The organism is Bacillus vallismortis, assembly GCF_004116955.1.
GTDB classification, from domain to species: domain Bacteria; phylum Bacillota; class Bacilli; order Bacillales; family Bacillaceae; genus Bacillus; species Bacillus vallismortis.
Genome location: NZ_CP026362.1, coordinates 2,701,432 through 2,723,140 on the forward strand (window position 1 = coordinate 2,701,432; position 21,709 = coordinate 2,723,140).

The following is a 21,709-nucleotide window of genomic DNA, read 5'->3' on the forward strand; positions in this document are numbered from 1 at the left end:
GCTGTACAATACGCGAATAAGGTGAGTTCACATATGGATTTTGAAATTCGATTTTTATCCTTTTATGTCATACAGGTCGAAGGCAAGGACGAGCAGGCGAACAAACAGTTCAAGCACTTCCAGACCCTTGATACGGGTGAATTTGAAGAAAGCGAGCTGAAGGACTTTCTCGACGGGGAGCTGAAAAAAATCGTCAAACGGAAAGCCGACCGCCATCCGCAGTCCGAGCAAGTGCCGACGAAAATCGGCCATTTTATCGTCGAGCCCGGCCACGAGCTCGATTCCAATCCGAATTACAATATGTTCAACCGCGCACGTTTGGCGGAAACAAAAGAGGATTTTAACGAGCTGAGCGAGCAGTTCGTCCGCACGTATCTCGATACGAGCGCGGTCCGCGGCGGCGTATTCCTTGTGGCTTCAGCGGTGCCGAGGAAATACTTCGACGAGTCATTTGTCTTCATTATGAAATGTGACTTTGAGCCGAAGGTCGCCCGCATCTCAGACACGTCATCTCTCATTAAAAAAGTCGAAATGGCGATCACGACAAAAAACATGAAAAGCATCCAATATCCGTACATGCCAGAGGAGGGAATGGTCGAGGAAAGCGAGCTGAAAATCCATCAGGCCTCGCACGCCCGCTATTTCGAAGACTTTCTGAAATTCGTCGAATACGGCGAATCAATGCCGGAAATCATGAAAAACCAGGTCATGAACATGGTACAAGAGCATGTCTACGAGACATTTGAAGACAATAGCGAAGAGCTCAAGCAATTCGAGCAGGACATTGAGATTTGGGAAGCGAGCGAAAAACGGGAAATCCAAGAGCGCCTCGACACCCATCAAGTGATCGAAGCCTCCGCCCAAATCATCGAGCACACGCCAGAGGCCCAGCTGAAAATGAAAGTCGGAGAAACCGAGATTAAAGGATTGCTAGCGGATTTTGGCGACTCCATTCACCTCGCCAAAGTGAACGGGCGCTATGTCGCGCTGATTGAAGCCGAGACGATTTCGTTTGAGAAGGGCAGTTCCCCGGTGGAGTTTTATAAGCCTGAGGGGCTGCATGAGGTGATTGAGCGGATACGCCACAAAACAGAGCAAGATTAAAAAAGTCCAGAATTTAAATCTGGACTTTTCCTATTTAATATCCTTCCCTCAACACCGCATAGCACTCCCCGATCAGTTCTTCCGCTCCCGGCTCTCCTTTCACCCAGAGGTTCTGGACGCTGAGAAGTTCGTAAAGATGCTTGGGGATATCTTTGAAAAGCGTGTTTAAAAACTAAAAAACCCGTCCGATCAGGACAGGCTACAGCGTCTTTTCTTTTGAAGCCGGATACGCATCCGGCTGTTTTTTCTTTATAACTGTAACAAATATGCCGCTGATGACACATGCAATGCCGATCAAATGCACAAGTTCAAACGGCTCCTTTAATATCACACCTGACAACATGACAGCGGAGACAGGAAGAACGGATGTGAAAATGCCAGACACCCCCGCCGGCACCTTCGTCACCCCGCTATACCATAAGTAAAACGCCAAAACGGTGACAAAAAGCGCGTAATACAACACATACGACCAATCCAAAACTGTCGGCACGCTAAAATCAAATGAAGAGGCCTCAAACAAAGCAAACGGTAGAAAAAACAGAAAACCGAAGAGCGATACGAAGGTCGAAATCGCCAATGCCGAAATATGTGGAGATAACTTCTTGGCCAGCAATGTAAACAATGCTTCACCAATGACTGCAGCAATGATCAGCATGTTGCCAAATAAGGCGTGCGGCGTCCCGTCTTGGCTCCCCGCTCCAAATAGATTAATCACCATCACGCCGCAAACCGCCAGCATAATGCCCATCAGTGTCTTTTTCTCTATTTTTTCTCTCAGCAGGAAAAAGGATAAAATACCGATCACCATCGGGGTTGTGCTGGTCAAAATACCGCTTTCCGTTCCCGTCGTATATTGAACCCCATACAGCAGGCAAATACTGAACAAAAAAACGCCTGTGAAAGACTGCACAAGCAAGACAAGCACATCTTTTTTCGTCAAAACCGGAAACCCTTTTTCAATGCAAAACAGCAGGGCCAGCAATACGATAGAAGCGATTAGAAACCGCAACCCTGAGGAAAGAAAAACGGGAATACGCTCGACCATGAGTTTTCCTACAACGACCGAGCTGCCGACGATCGCCATGGCAGATGCCATGGATACATAAGCGCCAATTTGTTTTTTCATCATCTCTTCTCCTGCCTTTTTTATCTATAGCAAGAAGCACCTATCCAATGACAGGCGCTTTCTGATTAATCATCACTGCTCAAAATGCCGAAGAAACGAAGCAGGTTGATGAATAGATTGATAAAGTCGAGGTACAGCGATAATGCCATAACCGGAATTAAGTCTTCTGTAATATGGCGATGTTTGATTTGGTTTAGATCATACAAAATGTAAAGGGAAAAGACGATGGTTCCGATCACGGAATACGCCATCATCGCCGCTGAGTTTAACGGACTGAAAATGTTGAAGATGCCAACCGCAACAAGTGCGAGCACGGCAACCAGCAGAAATGACGACAGGAAGGATAAATCCCTTTTCATTTTCGCGCCAATTGTGCCCAGAACAGCAAAAATGACAAATGTAGAACCAAAGGCTTCAAGCACGACATAGGCGCCGGCGATGGAAGCGTAGTGGCTGACGATCGGAAATAAGGTAATGCCGGAAACAAACGCGAATGTATATACAAACGCATACCCCACCGCTTTTCTCCTGCGCATCCAGAAAGCCAGAATAATCATTCCCACTTCAAGAATAGAAAGCGGCAGCATCAAAGCGGCAGGAACAAATTGGCCGATAAAAAGACCGACAGTCGCGATCAGCAGTGTGAAAACAAAGACTGTCAAAATGCGCTGCATGATCGATTGCTTACTCTCGTGAACCGTAGCTTGCATGTCAAAAATCCTCCTAAAAAATGATCTTAAAGGTCTATTATATAAAAAATGGATGAAATATGTATGTGTTTTAAGGTAAATTTAAAGAAACCAAACACCATTACGCCAAGACTTCCTTCTTTCCTTTTCAGCGAAAAACGATGATTTTCTATTTATCCCCTTTTTGTAAAATTGGGAAAGCCAAAAGGCATATGATCACCCGTTGACGGACAATCATATGCCTGACCATACTTCCTATTGGTTTTCTTCCAATTCATCCACAATACAGCGGACGCCCATGTTTTCTAACGCCTGCTTTAGCGTTCCGTACGTTTCATATTCACTGAAATCAAGCCCCAATTGAATGGATGTCTGGGCCACATCCGGTCGAATCCCTGAAAATACAGCTTTAATCCCTAGTAAGAAAAGCGTTTTTGACAGGTTGTACAGCTGCTGCGCCACCATGGTATCCACGATCGGAACACCTGAAAGATCAACGACAAGGCTTGTGATTTTTCTCTCGATACAGCGGACCGGCACTGTTTCTAAAATGACCTGTGCCCGCTTTGTATCAATGGAGCCGATTATCGGCAATATCCCGATTCCATCCGCAATGGAAATCACCGGGCAGCCCAGCTCAGAAATCAGTTCCTGCTGAGACGTGAGCCTCATCAGCATAAATTTTTGGTACTGCTCCGAAAATTCAATAATCAGCTTATCAAACGACTGATTCACAATGCGGTTCCATCGGTCGGCATCCTCATCTGTGACGATATCCCGATTCTCTTTGATAAACGCAGCGACTGCGCCCCAGAATGAGATTCTTGAGTTTGAAATAGCTTCTACGACCTCATGCACCTGAACATCTTGCTCTACTCTGTTTTTCGCAACGGTTTGCGCCCATTTTGCCATATTTTCTTGAAACTCGGTTTGATCGTCCAGAAACGCGCTTGCGATTGTGATATTGGTAAACGTATGCTGCTCAGTTAGGAGCTTTTTCGTTTCTGCACTTAAATCGTCGGCGGAATATAGCTCGCCTTTCAGCTGACATCGCAAACTGAACCATTTCTCGGTAATACCCGCAGTGTTGTCTATAATATATTGATATAATAATTGATCGATATTCACGGTTTGTCTCCTTTTTCATAATAGAAGCTCTTTTATTATAAAATGATACACCGGAATTGTGAATGGGACTAGGGAAAAATAGAATGATTCTGCTTCACGAACGCATTCCATTTTCATCCATAGGCAAATGCACCAATAAATGCCCGCTCGCATAAACTGCATATGTAAAGTTTACAATGAGAAAGGACGTTATTGCATGTATTATGTCGATCCTTATATGTTTGCCGGGCATTTTTATGAGCCTTGGCCTGCTTTTGAATATGAATACCGTTATCCGGATGGTTACCCATGGTCCGGAATTGGCGGCGGCGGTGTGCCCGGCATTGGCGGCGGTGCTGTGCCCGGCTTCGGCGGCGGTGTGCCCGGCTTCGGCGGCGGTGTGCCCGGCTTCGGCGGCGGTGTGCCCGGCATTGGCGGTGCGCCGCAGGGACCTCCTCCTTCCAAAAAACCCGAGAAACCGAAAAAGCCGCAGGGCGCTCAAGCAGGCACTTATTTAGTTGAACCCGTTGCCATTCAGCCATGCCTCTTCCGCTTTACTTATGTTTGGCTAACCAACGGCAGCTCATTTTGGTTCTATCCAATCATCCTTGGCAGAAGATCAGTCGGCGGCTTTTATTGGGATTCTTACCGGCAGCGTTGGATTTATTTCGCCTTAGACACAAATTTGATAGATGTTGTAAGCTGCTCGTATTAATCGAAAAACGGCCGGTTTTGCCGGCTGTCAGCTTGTAGAGAAAACGACGTTTTTTCTACAAGCTTTTTTGTTTTCTACTGTTTCTTTAGTTGTTCAGCGGATTTCAAAAACTGAAAAAGAGCTCCCACATACCTAGCCCTGCTTGGCTAGGTATGTGGCAATCTTCTTCATGTTCTGGCATGCGGCTGTGAGGAGAACTTGTTCACTCACATTCCGTTTTCCCCTCAACCTGCAATAGCGAAGCCCATGCAGCTGTTTTGAATCTGCAAAGCTTCGCTCTATTTTTTCTTTTCTTTTTTTATAGAGGTTTTTTCCTGAAACAGATAAGCGATTTTGTCTGATCTTTTCTTTGTGGTCCTCCCATACATGCCGGGTGATGACCTTTTGGCGGTTCTTTGATCTTGTGCATTGTTCAAGCAATGGGCACGCGAAACAGGTTTCAGGATTTGATTTATATGACCTGTAGCCTTTTCGGTCAGTTGTTGAGTATGTAAGTGTTTGCTGGTTCGGGCAAATGTATCTGTCTTGTTCACTGTCATAATGAAACTTCCATTTTGGAAACAAGCCTCTAGTAGGGTGATATCGTCTATGCGCAATAACGCCAAAAATATGGCGGTCAGCTAATCCTTTACAGATCGGAGTCGTCAAATAACCAGAATCAAGAGCGACGGCTTCTACTTCAAAATCAAATCGTGCAATTTGGTGATCTAATCGGTCAAGATAGGGCACAGAATCATGGACATTTCCAGGCGTGACATAGGCGTCGGTGATAATGTTATGTTTCATATCCGTTGTTCGGTGATCTAAGTAAAAGAAACCCTCCGGTTTGTTTTCACGATACATATATCCACTTTCAGGGTCAGTTGTACTGTGGCGGATCTCTTTTTCAGCTTTCACCTCCTCTTTGGCTGGTAATGGCTTTTTTCCGTGCTCCTCCCGATCTTCTTGAATGGCTTCATTTAAATCTTTGATATAGTTTTGTGTATCCTGTTCAATCGTTTTTCTTGTGTATTTGTGCTTGTTGGCATTGGCTTTCAGATGAGTTGAATCAGTGAAAAGGACACGTCCGCCCACCATATCATGATTGATGGCCTGAAGAACGATCTCATCAAAAATGTCTTGGAAAATCGTTGTATCTTTAAAGCGTGTGCGTCTGTTCCAGCTGATGGTGGAGTGGTGCGGAACTGGGTCATTGATATTCAGGCCCAAAAACCATCTGTACGCCATATTGTAGTAAATTTCTTTTTCAAGCTGTCTTTCTGAACGGATACCGTAGAGGTAGCCGATAAACATCATTTTGAATAAAATCAGCGGATCGAGTGAGGGGCGGCCTTTGTTTTCGCTGTAGTAAGGCTTAACCTTTTCAATGATAAAAGAGAAGTCTATGTGTTTATCGATTTTTCGAAGCAAATGATCCTCTTCGACGAGTTGGTCAAGCAGAACAAATTCGGCTGCGTTTTGAGAAGAATTTCTTGTGTGGAACATAAGAAAGACACCATCCTTTTTAGTCTTTCTTTTATTTTATTACACGTGAATGGATATTTTAAGGAAAAATAAAGGCTGTCGAGATTTTCTCGACAGCCTGACAGCCGGTTTTGCCGGCTGTTTTTTTATGTTGTTTCAGAGGAAACAAGTTATCGCATGCGAAGAAAGTTCTATTCCGCCATGCTCTTCCTTTGACATTGAGAATGAATTTCATTTACAATTATGTATATATGAAAATGATTGGAGAGGGACAGATGTTTGTTCAGTTGAGAAAAATGACGGTAAAAGAAGGCCATGCAGACAAAGTAATCGAACGTTTCAGTGCTGAAGGAATCATTGAAAAACAAGAAGGTTTGATTGATGTAACAGTGCTTGAGAAAAACGTCCGCCGCGGTGATGAGGAAGTTGTTGTCATGATTCGCTGGGAATCTGAGGATCACTGGAAACAATGGGAAAAAAGCGATGCGCATATCGCGGGCCATAAAGCGAACAAAGGCAAACCAAAGCCAGACTATCTGATCAACACTGAAGTGAGCATGTATCATGTAAAAGCTGTGAAACAAGGGACTCATGAATAATGAAAAGAGCTTGCACGAGCTGCAAGCTCTTTTTTACGGTCATGACGAACCGCTTTCTTCATACGTGGTGACATAAAGCGGCTGGTCGGCATGCCATTCCGCGTATAGGACATCCTCAACCTTTTCAACGCCTTGCTTTTGCAGCGATTGCTTCAGCCATTGTTCATCCACATCTGCTTCCGCCAGATTATCATACACAATCTCCCCATCAAGAATTAACGTAATCGGCAATGACACTTCCTTTACTGGGAGGTTCATATCTTTTCTGGTCGGTTTACCAAAATCGGCTTTCGGGAGTACACTGATCATTCCGTTTGTTTCCAGAATCGCATATTCCACTTCCTGAATCGAAAAACAGCCTTCCTGCCTCAGAAGGCTTTGCAGCTGGTTAATATCAAGCTTGTTTTTCTTCAGCGCCTTGTATTTCACTTTTCCTTTATGAATTACAATATTCGGTTCGCCTTCCAGTAACTTTCTGGACCCTTTTAGCTTTTGTGTAATCAATTCAATCAAATAGATAAGAAAGCCCCATAGGAGTGAAGCAAAAATAATTTCTTTAATCTTGATTTCATGATCATAGACGGCATTTCCGACTAGCTCCCCTAAAATTAAAGCAGAAATAAAGTCAAACGGGGTGAGTTGAGAGAATTGGGTTTTCCCAAGAAACTTCAAGATGACAAATAAAATGCCGAGACCGCAAACTAATTCTATTGCTACATTTACATAATCTCCCACTGTTGATAGCACCTACTTCTTAAAAACTACTACCATTATAGTCAAGTGCCATCTTTCTAAACCGAAACTGCTGATTTCGACCAAAAAATCAGCCCGTTCGCCGGCTGACATTTTTCACATTGTTTGGTGCTTCGCCAGCATGTCATCAAAAAGCGGTTCTGCATCACTGCGGTCAATCGTGACAAGCGGATCATTGAGAAAGGCTTGAAAAGCAAGCGTGCGATTCTTTGTTAAACCGGCTTCCGCCACTGCCTCCTGATTGGACACGTGCCTCGCCGCAATCATTTCCACACTCTTTGGCAGCGCTCCAGAGAAAATCGGCTGGACACTATTGCGGGTAATCAAGGCGTTCGTTTCGACAATCGCATGTAAAGGAAGATTGGAAACTTGGCCTTGATTCGGCACATTTACATTCGTGACAAGTTCACCCACTCCGAGAAGAGCCGCTATGATGCTCACCCCTTCCTCTCCCGATGCCTTCCCGGCAACGCCCCGTTTTTGCACAATCAATTGTTCTGATTCTTTTCGTTTTTCCTCTCTGTCTTGTTTTCTGAATGATACAGGTGTGAGATGAAATTTCCATGATTCAGGCTGTTTGAGGTAAGGGCCGGGAAGAAATTCCGCCAGATGCCTGTCACCCGCAGCGGGGATGGCACCATACGTTTCAAATAAATCAAACGCCACACGGTGCGCCGAACGAAAGACGCTGTCCCTCCAGCTCTCCCCCTCAAGCTCATATCCTGATTCTCCATAATGCGCGCTGAATTCATGGAATATAGGCAACAGATCAATATGGCGGTAAGAGGCTTCCGTAATCCATGTGAAATGGTTAATGCCAAGTACATTGACGCGGATATCCTCACGCCGCAACACATTTGCTCCGAGCCGTTCTTTGACCATTTCCGCAAGCAGCTTTTGCGTGCCGAATACCTCGTGGCAGCAGCCAATCGCTTTGATGCCGGGAAACACTTTATACAGCACTCTTGTACAGACAGACATCGGGTTTGTATAATTGATGACCCATGATTCAGGTGCGTAGTCTCTTATTGCCCGGGCAATTTCGGCAAACATCGGAACAGCCCGCAAGCCTCTGATGATTCCGCCCGGCCCGACAGTATCACCTACGGATTGATAAATGCCGCAGCGCTCAGGCAAGTGGACATCAACTTCCATATCATCCAATGAACCCGGCAAAATGGAAATGATAACGATATCCGCGCCCGATAACGCTTTTTTCATAGTAGAAACCGCTTCATACCTCCATCTGCCGTCTCCGCTGTGATTGCCAATCACTTCATTTTTCTGAGCAGCTTCAAAATCAAGATCGTAGAGCGCCACCATGCCTGACAACCGCTCATCAATCGACAGATCATTCATCAGGCTTCTGGCCCAGCCCTGGGACCCCCCGCCGATATAGGCGATTTTAATCTGGTCTAACGTACTGATATGAAACACTCCCTTTCTCAGCCTTTCACTGATCCGATCAGCATTCCCTTCGCAAAGTGTTTTTGCAGGAATGGATAGACCGCCAAAATCGGCAGCGTCGCAATGACAATGACCGCGAGTTTAATCCCCTGCTCCGGCGGAACGGTATTTTGCATCGTATCGCCATTGGTCGCTGTTAAATCCGATAAAATTGTGACTTGGCGTAGCACCATTTGCAGCGGCCATTTTGCACTGTCATTGATATATAAGAGAGCGTGGAAGAAATCATTCCAAATCCCGACCGCATAAAACAGCGCAAAGGTCGCAATAACCGGCTTTGACAGCGGCAGGGCGATCCGCCAGAAAACGCCGATTTCTGAACAGCCGTCAATTTTTGCCGATTCCTCCAGTTCGCGCGGCAGCTGCTGAAAGAAGTTTTTGATAATAATCAGGTTGAACGGATTAATCGCCATCGGCAGAATCAATGCCCAATACGTATCCAAAAGGCCAAGTGATTTTACGACAAGGTATGTCGGGATCATGCCGCCGGAAAATAGCATAGAGAAAATGACCAGGTTCAATAGCAGATTCCGCCCCTTCACATGCCGCTTCGCCAACGGATACGCCATCGTAAAGGTGAAAAACAGCTGCACAGCTGTTCCGACCACTGTGATGAAGATAGATACACCCATGCTTCGGATGAATGTCGGTGTCGAAAACACATACTTGTAAGCGTCAAGCGTAAAGGTTTTCGGAAAAATAAAGAAGCTGCGCTGGGCAAGTTCCGCTTCTGTCGCAAAGGAACCGGCGATAATGTACAAAAACGGCAAAATGGTAATTGTACCGACACCGCCGAGAAACAGAATGTTACAGACGTCAAACACCCGTCCTGCTTTTGTGTTGTGCATCGTGTGAATGTCAGCCATACCTCTCCCTCCTCTAAAACAATCCTTCCTGATCAAACTTTTTCGCAATATAATTGGCGCCGAAAATCAAGATAATCCCGACAACCGATTTAAACAGTCCGACAGCCGTGCTGTAGCTGTACGCGCCTTGGGTAATCCCCATCATGTATACATACGTGTCAAAAATGTCAGCCACGCTGCGGTTGAGCGAGTTCGTCATTAAATACACCTGTTCAAAGCCAAGATTCAAAAAGCTGCCGATTCTTAAAATTAACAGAACGATAATGGTGCTTCTGATCGCCGGCAGCGTAATATGCCACATTCTCTTGAATCGGCCCGCTCCGTCCATAATGGCCGCTTCATACTGCTCCTGATCAACCGTCGCCAGCGCGGCCAGAAATAAAATCGTTCCCCAGCCCGTCTCCTTCCAGATGCTTTGCATCACAATCATCGGCCGGAACCAGTCCGCGTCCGATAAGAAGGAAATCTGCTCACCTGTCAAGCTCATGATCAATTTGTTGATCACACCTGTATCGACAGTAAAGAAAACAAAGGTGATGCTGACCACGATTGTCCATGAAACAAAATGGGGCACGTAAATAAAGGTTTGGATGCATCTTTTATACACAGCTTTCCTTACCTCATTCAAAAGCAAGGCCAAAATGAGAGGCGCTGGAAAAGCAAACAAAAGATCCAAACTCGCCAGCATGAGGGTGTTGCGCAGCAGCCGGAAAAAATCCGGATTCATAAAAAAGTCTTTGAAATAATCAAAGCCGACCCATTCGCTTTTCCAGAAGCCGAGATATGGCGAATAGTCTTTAAATGCGATCAGCACGCCCCACATCGGCAAATATTTGAAAATCAAAAAATAAAGCAGTCCGGGAATAAGCAGAAGATAAAGCCATTTGTCACGTTTGAACGCAGCCATCCAGCTGATGCCTTTTCCAGCAGTGAGAACAGGTGCATCTCCCTTCTTCGGCACAGTTTCCATAACTGTTCTCCTTTCGTGATACCGGCGCGCCCGCCATACGGCAGGCGCATCGGTTTATTTTGATGATTGATACAATTTGTTTAAGTCCTTCATCAGGTCATTGCCGCCGCTGTTTTTCCAAAGCTCCACCGCATCCTCGAATCCTTTTTCATCAATTTCTCCGATAATAAATTGTGTTCTCGCGTCGAGAATGATGTTGTCAAGCTGGGCTCCTTTTTGGGTATAGACATCAGATACAAGCGACTCAGCCGGGTTAAAGACGGCTATTTTTTCTCCTTCGGTGATGATGTCCTTGCGATGCTGGAAGAGCTTTGTTTTCTGGTCTTCGATGTAATACTCGCTTTTCGGAATCGACATGCTGAACTGTGCCAAGCCTTCATGCTCATACAGGAGAGATTTGTTGTTTTTTTCAAGTGAGGTGAATACGCCGTCCTTGAGCTCGTAATTGCGTCCCTCCACTCCGTTGTTTGTGAGAATCTGCGCTTCTTTATCGTTCATCTTATCTAGGAAGGACAGCACCTCTTTCAGCTCTTTTTCGGTTTTGACGCTTGTTTTTGGTATCGCGATCATCCCTGAGTAACCGGATGTCGGGAAGGTGCGCTTGCCATTCGGCCCCTCAAGCGATCCGACGATATCAATCACATCCTTGTTCGACTCATCCGCTTCCTCCATCGCGCTTTGGATTTGAGACGCTCTGGAGCCGGTATCAACGATGACACCCGCTTTTCCTTTCACAACCGGATCATTCCACTTCGCTGAATCCATGACCGCAAAGTCCTTATTAATCAAACCCTCGTCATATAGCTTTTTAAAAAACGTGAGCGCCTCCATGTATTCCTTCGTTGTAAAATCAGGAATCAGCTTTCCGTTTTCAACGCCGTAGCGGTTCGGGGCGCCAAACCAGATTTGCAGAACATCCCACGGGCTTCCGTTGCCAAGCCCCATCCATTTCGGCACGACCATGCCGTACGTATCATCCTTGCCGTTTCCGTCAGGATCTTTTTCCTTAAAGGCTTTCAGCACTTCATAGAAATCATCAAGCGTTTCCGGCATATCCAAACCGACGTTTTCAAGCCAGTCGGTTCTGATGATCATACACGCTCTGATCAGGTCCCTCGTTCTGTAGATCCCGTATACCTCTCCATTCACCGAGCTGTTCTTTAAAATCTGTTCATCTGCCTGACTTAAATTCTTATAGTCTTTTAAATAAGGAGACAGCTCCCAAAATGCCCCTGCTTTGACAGACTTGATAAAGCCTGCTGATTTATCTTTTATCACAATCGCATGAGGCATCTCTCCAGAAGCCATGACGATATTGAATTTGTCGTTGTAAGATGAATCAGGCACCCATGTGACCTGAATCTCTTTGCCTGTGTATTTCTCCAGTGCTTTTAGTGATGGGCTCTTTTCACTCGGGCTTTCCGGCGATAAGAGCGGCGCCATGATTTTGATCGTGTCTTTCGAGCCGCTTGCTGAATTGGATGTTTCCGAATTGCTGCATCCGGCGATCATCATGGCAGCGAGCGGCAAGGCCAGCCATTTTGTTCGTATTCTATTTTTCATGATGCATAAGTCCCCCTTTTTCTCATTTTGCAATTCCCCTTTGCCCCTTCTAATATAAAGCGCTTACATAAATTCTTGCAACCTTCATTTTTTGCACCAATTCTCCTATGAAATTCCGGCTGTTATCCTTTTTTGCCGGATGTCTCTTTTTTTGCCGGCAGGGCATCTCCGATTAATTCCAGCGCCGCTATGACGTTTAAACACCATTGCGAGACGGTGTTCGTCGTCACCCATGGGAGCTCCTCCAGCTGCGTCCACGTCTCAATACACTCTGGTTTGATCGGAAGCGGTGTATGGCTCAGCTTGTCATCGAGCAAAAGATTCCATGCTTTGGCGGCGAGCTTCTGATCCTGTTTGTTTCTCGCGGCATAGGCTGTCATGGCAGCCGCGAACATCGGCCAATGAAAATGCCCGTCATGCAGCGCACCTCCGCTTCGTTTCCGTTTTTCTTCATCACTGAGTGTGTAAAATTCGCCGAATTCACTCAGCATTTCCTCCCATTCCCGGTCATCAAGAAGCTGAGCCAGCTCCATCCATACTTGCGGCGCGCCAAAGGCGATCATCATATGGTATCCGCCTGCTATGCCGTCGCCCATGTGATGAAGCATCGAGGTCGCCGGATCATATTCAAATGTCGGGCCGGATAATAGGCGAAGCGGCAGCCGCTTCAGGCAGCTGATGCCCGTTTGGATTTTGTGTAGATAATCTGGATTCCCGGTTCGCTCCCATTCTGTCAGCCAATTCGAGCAAAATGCCGCCCAGTCAGGTCCCGTTCTGGCATGGGTCGGATGCTTGCCTTTCTCGTAAAAAGCGCGCATCGGATCGGTTTTGACGAGGGCGTAATCGGCGTCCTTCACTTCTGTCAACAAATCTCCCGTCCGCTCATCTCCCGTCAGATAATAATAAAATTTATAAAGGCCGGCCATGCTGATCCTTGCTTCCTTGCAGCCGCATCCCCAGTGCACCACGTTATGCCGTGAGCCAAGACCTGCGTATTCCCCAAGGTGAAAGCTGTCCGTTTCGCTCGTATGGCGGGTCATCGCTTCCGCCATGCGGAAGATGTCCTCTCGGCCTGAGCGGAAAAACGCCTGCCACAGCCATAAAGTCGGAACGAGCTCATTGTTTTGCCATGCGTATCCGCCGAGATCATACCGCCACATATGCCGAATCGGATCATACGTATGCATGACATCGCCATAATGCCAAAACCCGTACCACCTGCGCTGCTCTACTTCCTTTTTGTAAAATCGAAAGGCGGCGTCGAGCTGTTCTTCCAGCTCTTTTTTGAGCGGATGGGATGTATCAATGACACTCCAAACCCCGAGCGCCTTTGATTCGTAATAGACTTCCGGCTCGCATACAATGAGCGGCGGCGCCTGCCATTTGTCAGCGAGCGCATTGAGGACTTCGTCAGACGGCATGTGCGAAAAGCACGCCAGGCTGATTTCATTTGTGTTGGCAATGCCGGTCGGATCAGAACGCATTTCATCAAAGCCTTCATATGCGCTGGCCACATGGGTGTTTCCTGTATAATGCCGCAAATCCATCGCTTCTCCGTCCGGAGGCCAAAGCCAGACAGTCATTTTTGGGTGGCCGCCGGCAAGGCCTGTGATTTCCAATGCTGACGGATATTTCTCAAAAAAAGACCGCAGGCCGAGGGCAATGCCGCCGTTTTCGCCGCCTGCATAAAAGAGCCCCTTCGCCCGGCTGCCATGCAGCATGCCGACCCACGCATAATCTTTTCCGGTCCGTTTTGACAGGCTGTAATGATCGCTGGAATCCTGAACAAGCTTGACATCGTTCCACACCGCGTTTTGTGTGCCGTGAGCGAACCATTCCTTATGCTCTTCACTTGGAGACAGGGTTTCGCCATTGATTTGGTTTTCATAAAGCGGATACCGTTCATTGAATTTCCGTGTACCAAACAGCTGGGCGGGTTCTTTGTATATCCCTTTCTCTCCCGCAAAACGGAAATGGCGGTTGTACGGCTCCCCTTCGAAACAAAGATCAAATGCTATACCGAGCCCTTTCACGAATTCTTGTTTGCCATTCCTGTCGATCAGCTGCGTATGCACGATGCCGATCTCAGAAAGCCCGGCGTAAAACGTCAATCTAACCACAAACGGCAGCCATTCCTCATTTATTTTTTGAAGGACATGCACACCCTCTATTTTGATTACCGCTTTGACAGGGCCTTGCTTCTCTATCGCCGCACGTTTGATAAGGCTGACAGACGCTTCATGAAAAAGAACCGTTTCCGCCGCCGACTCCCGTCTCGTTTCTCTTATAGCAACGAGCCTCCCGCCTGCGGCGATCGGCTTTCCGTTGATCTGCAAGGATTGAAAGAGATCCGAGCCTGTTTTATGAATGGTACAAATGAGCGTTCCTGTATCCACTTGGATGTCATGCTTTGACTCATTGATGCTGAGCGTTTCGTCTGGCTCCGGGACTTCGCCTTTTTGCACTGTATAGCTTTGATGCTCCTGTTCTCCAAACACTGCCGCGTGTTTCGTCCACTTGATGCTCCCGTCCGGCCAATAGGCGGACGGTTCGCTTTGTACATATTGATTTTCCGCATTTTCATTCACAAGCACCAGACAGTCTGCTTGTTTCAATTCTCCTTTTTTCCATGGCACGCCCCACGTCACACCGCTTGTCACCTTTGGCTGTTCTGATAACCATTTGATTTTTTTCATCAGTTCTCTCCTTCCATAGAAAAAAGCTGATTCGATGCAAAGAATCAGCTGTGATTGTCAAACTGAATCACACGGTATTCATGCGGTCCGACCGCCAGCCTCCCCGCTTTTTCCGAACGGTTCGCCAACAAATCCGTTCCCGCTTCCGGCAATGTTACGCTTCCGCCTTTTCCATCCATATTGACGATGATCCACACAAGGCCATGATCGCCTTTGCGCGGGGCAACGATTGTGCCGGGTGTCACATCCGACCGGACGGAAATGGCCGCTTCAGCCGCGTAATGCCTGACGAGCGCTTCCAGCATCGCATCCCCTTCTTTCCCTGATGGAAGCGAGCCGAGCATAACGATTTTCCCCTTGCCGTGCTTTCGTTCTGTCAAAAAAGCATGGCCTGATCCCGGTCCTGACTCAACCGTGCCAAGAGCATTTCCGCTCTCTGTATCAAATACCGCGCTCCACAGCCCGAGCGGCGCCGTGATGCCAAACGCTTTTCCGGTATTCACATCTTCGTTCATTGGAAAGGTATACAGCGTTTTGATCCCGGCTGTTTTCTCAAGCTCACCAAGGCCGCAAGCGGTATGAATTGTATGCTCGCTTGTGCGCCCTCCTGTCAGCGGCCCAGCGATCCAAATGCCTCCCGCTTCAGCGAATGCTGAAGCTTTGTTGATAAATTCGGAAGACAGAAACGGCACAAATGGCGTAAACAGCAAGCGGTAGCCGTCCAGCGGAACGCCTTCCGGAATAAGGTCACGGTGAATCCCAGTATGGAGAATACGCTCATAAAAATGCGTCACAAGTGAACGGTGCTGGAGTCCCCGATGAGGCTCTGTTTTAATAAAGGCTTTTGCTCTGTCGGAGTATGTCATCGCCACCTCGGCTTGAACAGGTTCTGTCGATAGAATGATTGATTCGATCTCCTTTCTTGCCCGTTCGACCGCCAGTACATTCTGGTAGCCCACGGCCGGCTCACCCCAGGCACTGAGAACCGAACCGTGTGAAATCTCGCTTCCTGAACGCTGCTGGCGCCACAGCCAATAGCAAAAACCCTCGCTTCCTAAGGCATAGGAAGATACGGCTTCGGCCTGTAAATACCCATCGGCATGCGGAAAAGCAAAGCTTTCGAGCGAGGCGGCATACGACGGACTCGTTTCTAAAATCCAGAACGGGCGCCCTTGTTTCAAATTCCTCCACAAATCACAGTTCAGTAAAAAGGCGGAGGCATTTTCCTGCGAAGCGTACGTATCATAGGAGACAAAATCGAGATTCTGAAAGATCCGCTCATTGTCCACGCTAAACATGACAGAGCTGTTATGCGTGATCGGCGCATCCGAATAGCAGCGAATCATTTTGGCCTGTTCATCCGCAAATGAAGCGATCATCTCCATCGAAAACAGCTGATACATTGTGCTTAGAGAGGCGTGATGCAGAAACGGGGCCGGCCCGGGCTGCGGCACCTGCTCAAACGCCTGATACGTTTCGCTCCACACATCGGTTCCCCATGCCTCGTTTAACCGCTCAATCACGCCATAGCGGTTTCTGAGCCAGTCATGCCATAAGTGCAAGCACGTCTCACACATGCATGCTGCAACATGGCATTTAAACTCATTGTCTAGCTGCCAGCCGATCAGTCCCGGGAGCTCGCCAAGCTCCTTGGCGATGCTTGTGGTAATAATGGCGGCTTTTTTTCGGAAATACGGGTTGTTCGTACAAGCATGCTGACGGGAGCCATGCCCCATGACCTCTCTTTTTTCATTTACATGCATGCGCTCCGGCCGGCCGTGAGACAGCCAAATCGGCGGTGTAGGCGTCGGCGTGCACATGATCGTGTCGATGCCGTTGTCATACAGCCGGGTGATGATCTCTTTAAAAAAACCGACGTCAATTTTCCCTTCTTCCGGCTCCATGACAGACCAGGCAAACTCGCCGATCCGCACAACATTCACGCCAACTTCACGCATCTTGTCAATGTCCTGCTGAATCGTTTCCTCATCCCATAATTCCGGGTAATAGCAAGCGCCGTGATACAGTTTTCTCCTCACATTCTTCACCCTTCTTTGATGATCGATTCTGTCAATGGCAGGCCGAGCTCCTTGATGCCTTTTGCCACAAGTTTCGCCATTTCATTTGCGCCTTTCTTTGTAAAATGCGTGTAATCGTTTATTCCTTCCGATACCATAAAATAGGTGTACACCTTTTCCTCACCCTTCTCGGTAAAGAAAGCGAGACTTTTCTCCATGAGATCAATGAGCCGGACATTCTCCTCAGCAGCCGTCTGCTTCATGGCAATGCAATAATCAGGAAAGTCGTTCAAAAACACGCCGTTCTCGTAATGAAAGCGGGCTACAGGAGTGATGAGCAGCGGATGGGCGCCTTTTTCCCGCGCGCCTGCGATATACTGTTTTAAATATTGTTTGTAGGTTGTATAGGGCTCGGTGTAGCGCTCCGGCTTATTTTTCGACGCGTCATTGTGGCCCATCTGCACAAACAGCCAGTCATCCGGCTCAATCACATCCAGAATCGCCTGAAGCCTGCCTTCTTCCACAAACGTTTTCGAGCTTCTTCCCCCGATCGCTCTGTTGATCACCTGAATATGCTCCGGCAGATGCGAGCCGAGAAACTGCCCCCAGCCCCCTTGATTTGTGCTGTCTCCATACGTTTGAACCGTCGAATCTCCAGCAAGATAAATGTGATTTTCCATTTCTCATTCCCCCTCGTTTTTTTCATTTCAACTGGCATCAATCTGGACGGCTTTTTCCTTGAAAAAACCGATCTTTGGTCTTCCTGCTCTTAGCTACGTCATCTTGCCGTATTGTTCAGCCTTTGATTTGTATCCTCCTATAGCGGCGCCTCCGCTTTGCTGCCCGCTATGTACAGGGCGGGCTTCGGCGGTTTTTTCATTCCCGTTCCAAGATAAAAGCCCGTGTGCGGCGGCTGGTTGTAGGCGGTGTTCTGCCAGGCGATGCCGAGCCGGTACACAGGATCGTGCATAAGCGTGTACAAGCGGTGGCCAGTGAGTTGTGTCGTTGTATAGATGCAAAGCGCGCTGCTGTCTTCGTTTCTCCATATCACTTCTTCCCGCCAATCGCCGAACAGGTTGGCCTGAAGAACAGGGTTTCCTTTTGTCCCGTTGTTGGACAGCACGCCTTCCGGCTGAAAAATCGTCTTCAGGCAGCGGTTTTCAGCATCCCATTTCTCAATCTTTGGCCTGCCGACCGTTCCATCCCAGTCATGATCGAGCAATTCCCTGACCAAGTCGCCGTCCCACCAGATGGCGAAATTGGCTGAGGCCGGGGCTTTGTCGCTGATTTTCTCTCCTTTACTGGTAAAAAGGCCGTATGACATTCCGTCATTGCCCGGCGGATCGATTCCCCAGACGAGCGAGCCTTTGTAGTTTGGGTCGATATGAGCCGCCATGCCCCTGCCGACGTCAGTTCCGGCATGAACGCCCCACAAAATCTCGCCGGTTCCGGCATCACGCAGCGACAGACCGTACGGCTTGGTGGCATCCTCATGAACCTGAAATACTTCAAGCCCTTTTCGGGAAGGATCCAAATCCCCTACATGCATCGCGTCTCCGTGTCCGAGCCCCGTTGTATACAAGCCTGTGCCGTCATGATCAACCGCCATGGCGCCGTAAATGATTTCATCCTTCCCATCTCCGTCAACGTCCGCCACACTCAAGCTGTGGTTGCCCTGTCCTGCGTACGCTTCATGGCCCGGCTGATTGGAATCAAATAGCCAGCGTTTTTTGAGCCTTCCTTTTCTGAAATCGTATGCCACGAGTACCGCTCTCGTATAGTAGCCGCGCGCCATCACAAGGCTCGGGCGCTCCCCGTCCAAATAAGCGATCCCGGCGAGAAAACGGTCCATCCTGTTGCCGTAGCCATCTCCCCAATCCTCCAGCTTTCCGCGGGGCGGTTCATATTCCACGGTCGTGAGCGCTTCACCGGTTTCTCCTTTAAACACCGTTAAATATTCCGGACCGGACAGGATTCTGCCCTGTTCGTTCCTAAAATCGGCATGCTCATCGCCAATGATGTGTCCTTTCCCGTCTATTGTGCCGTCGGCTGTTTTCATGGCGATTTCTGCTTTTCCGTCACCGTCTAGGTCATACACCATAAACTGGGTATAATGCGCGCCCGCTCTAATGTTTCTGCCGAGATTGATGCGCCACAAAAAGGTGCCGTCCAGTTTATAGGCATCTATCAGCACGTCCCCGGTATATCCGTCATGGGCGTTGTCTTTTGAATTGGACGGGTCCCACTTCAGGATGATTTCATATTCTCCATCCCCGTCCACATCCCCGACACTGGCATCATTGGCGCTATAGGTGTAAGGCTTTCCGTCCGGCGTCACACCGCCTTCCGGTTTGTTAAGCGGGACCTTCAGGACATTTTCCCGCCAGACGGGAGCTTCTTTGGAAAGCTTTTCTTCCCGCCCTTTATTGACAGCCGCCACCTGGTAAACAGCGTCCGCCGTTCCATTTTGATCAAGAAAATTGGTGCTGTCCGCGATCGGCTTGCGGGTGATCCGCGTTCCATCCCGATAAAGGTGAAAAGCCGTCGTCTCATGATCCGTACCGAGAAAACGCCAGCTGACAAACACGCCCTGCTCTGTCTTGACCGCAATTAAACCTCTGGTCAAGTATTCCATCTGCCTCTTTTTTGGTTTCATTTTAGAGGGAACGGGCTGCGCGCAGCCCGTTCCTTCCCCCCTTTCTGTTAAGGTGTATACATATTCGGTTTTGCCTGTTCCGCCATGCCGTCACCTAAAAAGAAGCTTGTATGCGGCGGCTGGTTGTACGCGACATTTTGCCAAGCGATGCCAAGCCGGTACACAGGATCGTGCATCAGCGTGTACAGCCTATGCTCAGTCGGGATGGTCGTCGTGTAAATGCGCAGCGCACTGCTGTCCTCTGTTCTCCACACCACTTCCTCGCGCCAGTCCCCAAGCAGATCAGCCTGAAGCGCCGGTGTTGCTTTTGTGCCGTTGTTGGCGGCCGCGCCTGATGCAGTCAGGACATTTTTCGATACGCCGTTTTGATAATCCCACTTATCGATCCGGTTGCTGTCCAGCTGTTCCCGCAGCAGATCGCCGTCCCACCAGATGCCGAAGTTCGTCGAGGACGGGGCACTGCTTCCGATTTTGATCCCTTTCGCTGTGTAAAGAGAACCGTTTGCCCATACTTCCTGTCCCGGATAACGCGGGTCGATATCAGCAGCCATGCCCCGGCCTACATCCTTGCCCGCATGAACGCCCCAAAGGATTTTACCGGTTGCCGCATCACGGAAGGATAAGCCGTATTTCGCGTTTTTATCCTCATGTACCTGGAATACCTCCAGACCCGGCCGGCTCGGATCAAGATCCCCGGTATGGAGGGCATCCCCGTGTCCCAAGCCAGTCGAATACATGCCTTTGCCGTCATGGTCTACAGCCATTGAGCCGAAGATGATCTCATCTTTCCCGTCTCCGTCAACATCGGCGATGCTCAGGCTGTGATTCCCCTGTCCGGCAAACGCTTCATTTCCCGGCTGCGAGGAATCAAATGTCCATAGCTTTGAAAGTTTACCGCCTCTGAAGTTATAGGCAACAATCATGGACTTTGCATAATACCCTCTCGTCATAATCAAGCTCGGCCGCTGTCCGTCGAGGTAGGCAATCCCAGCTAGAAACCGGTCCACCCGGTTGCCGTAGCTGTCCCCCCAATCCGACACTTTGCCGCGGGCCGGTTCAAAGTTTGTTGTAACAAGCTCTTTCCCGGTTGCACCTTGAAACACCGTCAAGTATTCCGGCCCTGAGAGCACACGCCCCTGTTCATTTCTGTAATCAGCGTTGGCATTACCAATCACTTTGCCCGTGCCGTCTTTTGTCCCGTCCGCCGTTTTCATCGCCACTTCCGCTTTTCCGTCACCATCAAGGTCATACACCATAAACTGGGTGTAATGCGCTCCCGCTCTGATGTTTTTGCCGAGATTGATCCGCCATAGCTTCGTTCCGTCCAGTTTATACGCGTCAATCAACACGTCACCCGTATAGCCATCCTGTGAGTTGTCCTTTGAATTTGACGGGTCCCATTTCAGGATCAGCTCGTATTGCCCATCTCCATCCACATCGCCAACACTGGCGTCATTGGCGCTGTACGTGTAAGCTTCGCCCTTTGGCGTCGTGCCGCCAGCCGGTTTATCCAGCGGGACCGAATGATACGGCTGCGCCCATACAGAGGCTTTTTCAGAAGCCGCCTGTTCGGTTCCTTTTACGACAGCCCGCACCGTATACGTTGAGCCAGCCGATCCGTTTTTATCCACATAATTCGTGGTTTTGACAGGTGAAGCATTCAGCTTTTGCCCGTCTCTGTACACATTGAACGAAACAGATGCGTTTTCAGTGCCAAGAAACCGCCAGCTGACAAAAATCCCGCCATCCGTCTTGACCGCCACAAGCCCCCGGTTCAACGCTTCCATCTGCCGGGCTGCCCCTTCAGCTTTCACAGGACATACAGAGGCTCCCATCACCAACAAGACCAGCAGTGTAACAGCGGTAAACATGCGTTTCCTTCGTGTGTTCATCAGACAGCTCCTTCTCATTTATTT

Annotated in this window: 17 protein-coding genes and 1 pseudogene; 3 read left to right on the top strand and 15 right to left on the bottom strand. The window is 48.5% G+C overall.

The annotated features are described in order from the left end of the window. Positions 1–33: 33 nt before the first annotated feature. Positions 34–1,104, top strand: coding sequence for a DUF3900 domain-containing protein (locus tag BV11031_RS14505; protein ID WP_010329169.1), 1,071 nt, complete (start codon positions 34–36; stop codon positions 1,102–1,104). A gap of 34 nt (positions 1,105–1,138) precedes the next feature. Here the strand turns inward: BV11031_RS14505 and BV11031_RS22960 are convergent. From BV11031_RS22960 to BV11031_RS14520, 4 genes and pseudogenes are all read right to left on the bottom strand, one after another. Continuing rightward, positions 1,139–1,228 (bottom strand): annotated as a pseudogene (locus BV11031_RS22960) (hypothetical protein); the annotation flags it as partial. A 75-nt stretch (positions 1,229–1,303) separates the two neighbouring features. Further along, a complete protein-coding gene (locus tag BV11031_RS14510; RefSeq protein WP_411813428.1) occupies positions 1,304–2,254 on the bottom strand; it encodes a DMT family transporter in 951 nt (316 codons plus the stop codon). A 41-nt stretch (positions 2,255–2,295) separates the two neighbouring features. After that, positions 2,296–2,940 (bottom strand): Bax inhibitor-1/YccA family protein, encoded by a 645-nt coding sequence (locus tag BV11031_RS14515; RefSeq protein ID WP_010329167.1) that lies wholly within the window; start codon positions 2,938–2,940, stop codon positions 2,296–2,298. Positions 2,941–3,174: 234 nt separating this feature from the next. Beyond that, on the bottom strand, positions 3,175–4,047 hold the full coding sequence (locus BV11031_RS14520; RefSeq protein WP_010329166.1) for an STAS domain-containing protein: 873 nt from the start codon (positions 4,045–4,047) through the stop codon (positions 3,175–3,177). A 196-nt stretch (positions 4,048–4,243) separates the two neighbouring features. Between BV11031_RS14520 and BV11031_RS14525 the strand changes: the two genes are divergently transcribed. Continuing rightward, the gene (locus tag BV11031_RS14525) at positions 4,244–4,741 is read left to right on the top strand and encodes a hypothetical protein (RefSeq protein WP_010329165.1); all 498 of its coding nucleotides are present in this window, start codon (positions 4,244–4,246) and stop codon (positions 4,739–4,741) included. A 132-nt stretch (positions 4,742–4,873) separates the two neighbouring features. On the opposite strand, the gene BV11031_RS14530 is transcribed toward BV11031_RS14525, so the two are convergent. Next, positions 4,874–6,226 carry an IS1182 family transposase gene (locus BV11031_RS14530; RefSeq protein WP_010329164.1) on the bottom strand — a complete coding sequence of 451 codons (1,353 nt, stop codon included), beginning with the start codon at positions 6,224–6,226 and terminating at the stop codon, positions 4,874–4,876. Positions 6,227–6,480: 254 nt separating this feature from the next. Between BV11031_RS14530 and hmoA the strand changes: the two genes are divergently transcribed. Further along, on the top strand, positions 6,481–6,804 hold the full coding sequence (gene hmoA / locus BV11031_RS14535; RefSeq protein WP_010329163.1) for a heme-degrading oxygenase HmoA: 324 nt from the start codon (positions 6,481–6,483) through the stop codon (positions 6,802–6,804). 39 nt (positions 6,805–6,843) lie between these two features. Here the strand turns inward: hmoA and BV11031_RS14540 are convergent, their stop codons facing one another. From BV11031_RS14540 to rhgW, 10 genes are all read right to left on the bottom strand, one after another. After that, on the bottom strand, positions 6,844–7,539 hold the full coding sequence (locus BV11031_RS14540; protein WP_010329162.1) for a DUF421 domain-containing protein: 696 nt from the start codon (positions 7,537–7,539) through the stop codon (positions 6,844–6,846). 114 nt (positions 7,540–7,653) lie between these two features. Next, positions 7,654–8,994: an alpha-galacturonidase LplD gene (gene lplD / locus BV11031_RS14545; RefSeq protein WP_010329161.1), complete on the bottom strand. Its 1,341-nt coding sequence runs from the start codon at positions 8,992–8,994 to the stop codon at positions 7,654–7,656. 8 nt (positions 8,995–9,002) lie between these two features. Then, positions 9,003–9,890, bottom strand: a complete 888-nt coding sequence (locus BV11031_RS14550) for a carbohydrate ABC transporter permease (RefSeq protein WP_010329160.1) — start codon at positions 9,888–9,890, stop codon at positions 9,003–9,005. A 13-nt stretch (positions 9,891–9,903) separates the two neighbouring features. Further along, a complete protein-coding gene (locus BV11031_RS14555; RefSeq protein ID WP_010329159.1) occupies positions 9,904–10,860 on the bottom strand; it encodes an ABC transporter permease in 957 nt (318 codons plus the stop codon). A 54-nt stretch (positions 10,861–10,914) separates the two neighbouring features. Further along, entirely contained in the window at positions 10,915–12,423 is a 1,509-nt protein-coding gene (locus tag BV11031_RS14560; RefSeq protein ID WP_010329158.1) for an extracellular solute-binding protein, read from the bottom strand. A 122-nt stretch (positions 12,424–12,545) separates the two neighbouring features. Next, the gene (locus BV11031_RS14565; RefSeq protein WP_010329157.1) at positions 12,546–15,119 is read right to left on the bottom strand and encodes an exo-rhamnogalacturonan lyase family protein; all 2,574 of its coding nucleotides are present in this window, start codon (positions 15,117–15,119) and stop codon (positions 12,546–12,548) included. 44 nt (positions 15,120–15,163) lie between these two features. After that, complete coding sequence (locus BV11031_RS14570) at positions 15,164–17,158, bottom strand: beta-galactosidase (protein ID WP_010329156.1); 1,995 nt, start codon at positions 17,156–17,158, stop codon at positions 15,164–15,166. Positions 17,159–17,163: 5 nt separating this feature from the next. Next, entirely contained in the window at positions 17,164–17,817 is a 654-nt protein-coding gene (locus BV11031_RS14575; RefSeq protein WP_010329155.1) for a rhamnogalacturonan acetylesterase, read from the bottom strand. 137 nt (positions 17,818–17,954) lie between these two features. Continuing rightward, positions 17,955–19,793: a rhamnogalacturonan exolyase gene (gene rhgX / locus BV11031_RS14580; RefSeq protein WP_041952553.1), complete on the bottom strand. Its 1,839-nt coding sequence runs from the start codon at positions 19,791–19,793 to the stop codon at positions 17,955–17,957. A gap of 47 nt (positions 19,794–19,840) precedes the next feature. Further along, a complete protein-coding gene (gene rhgW, locus BV11031_RS14585; protein ID WP_010329153.1) occupies positions 19,841–21,685 on the bottom strand; it encodes a rhamnogalacturonan lyase in 1,845 nt (614 codons plus the stop codon). Positions 21,686–21,709 lie beyond the last annotated feature (24 nt).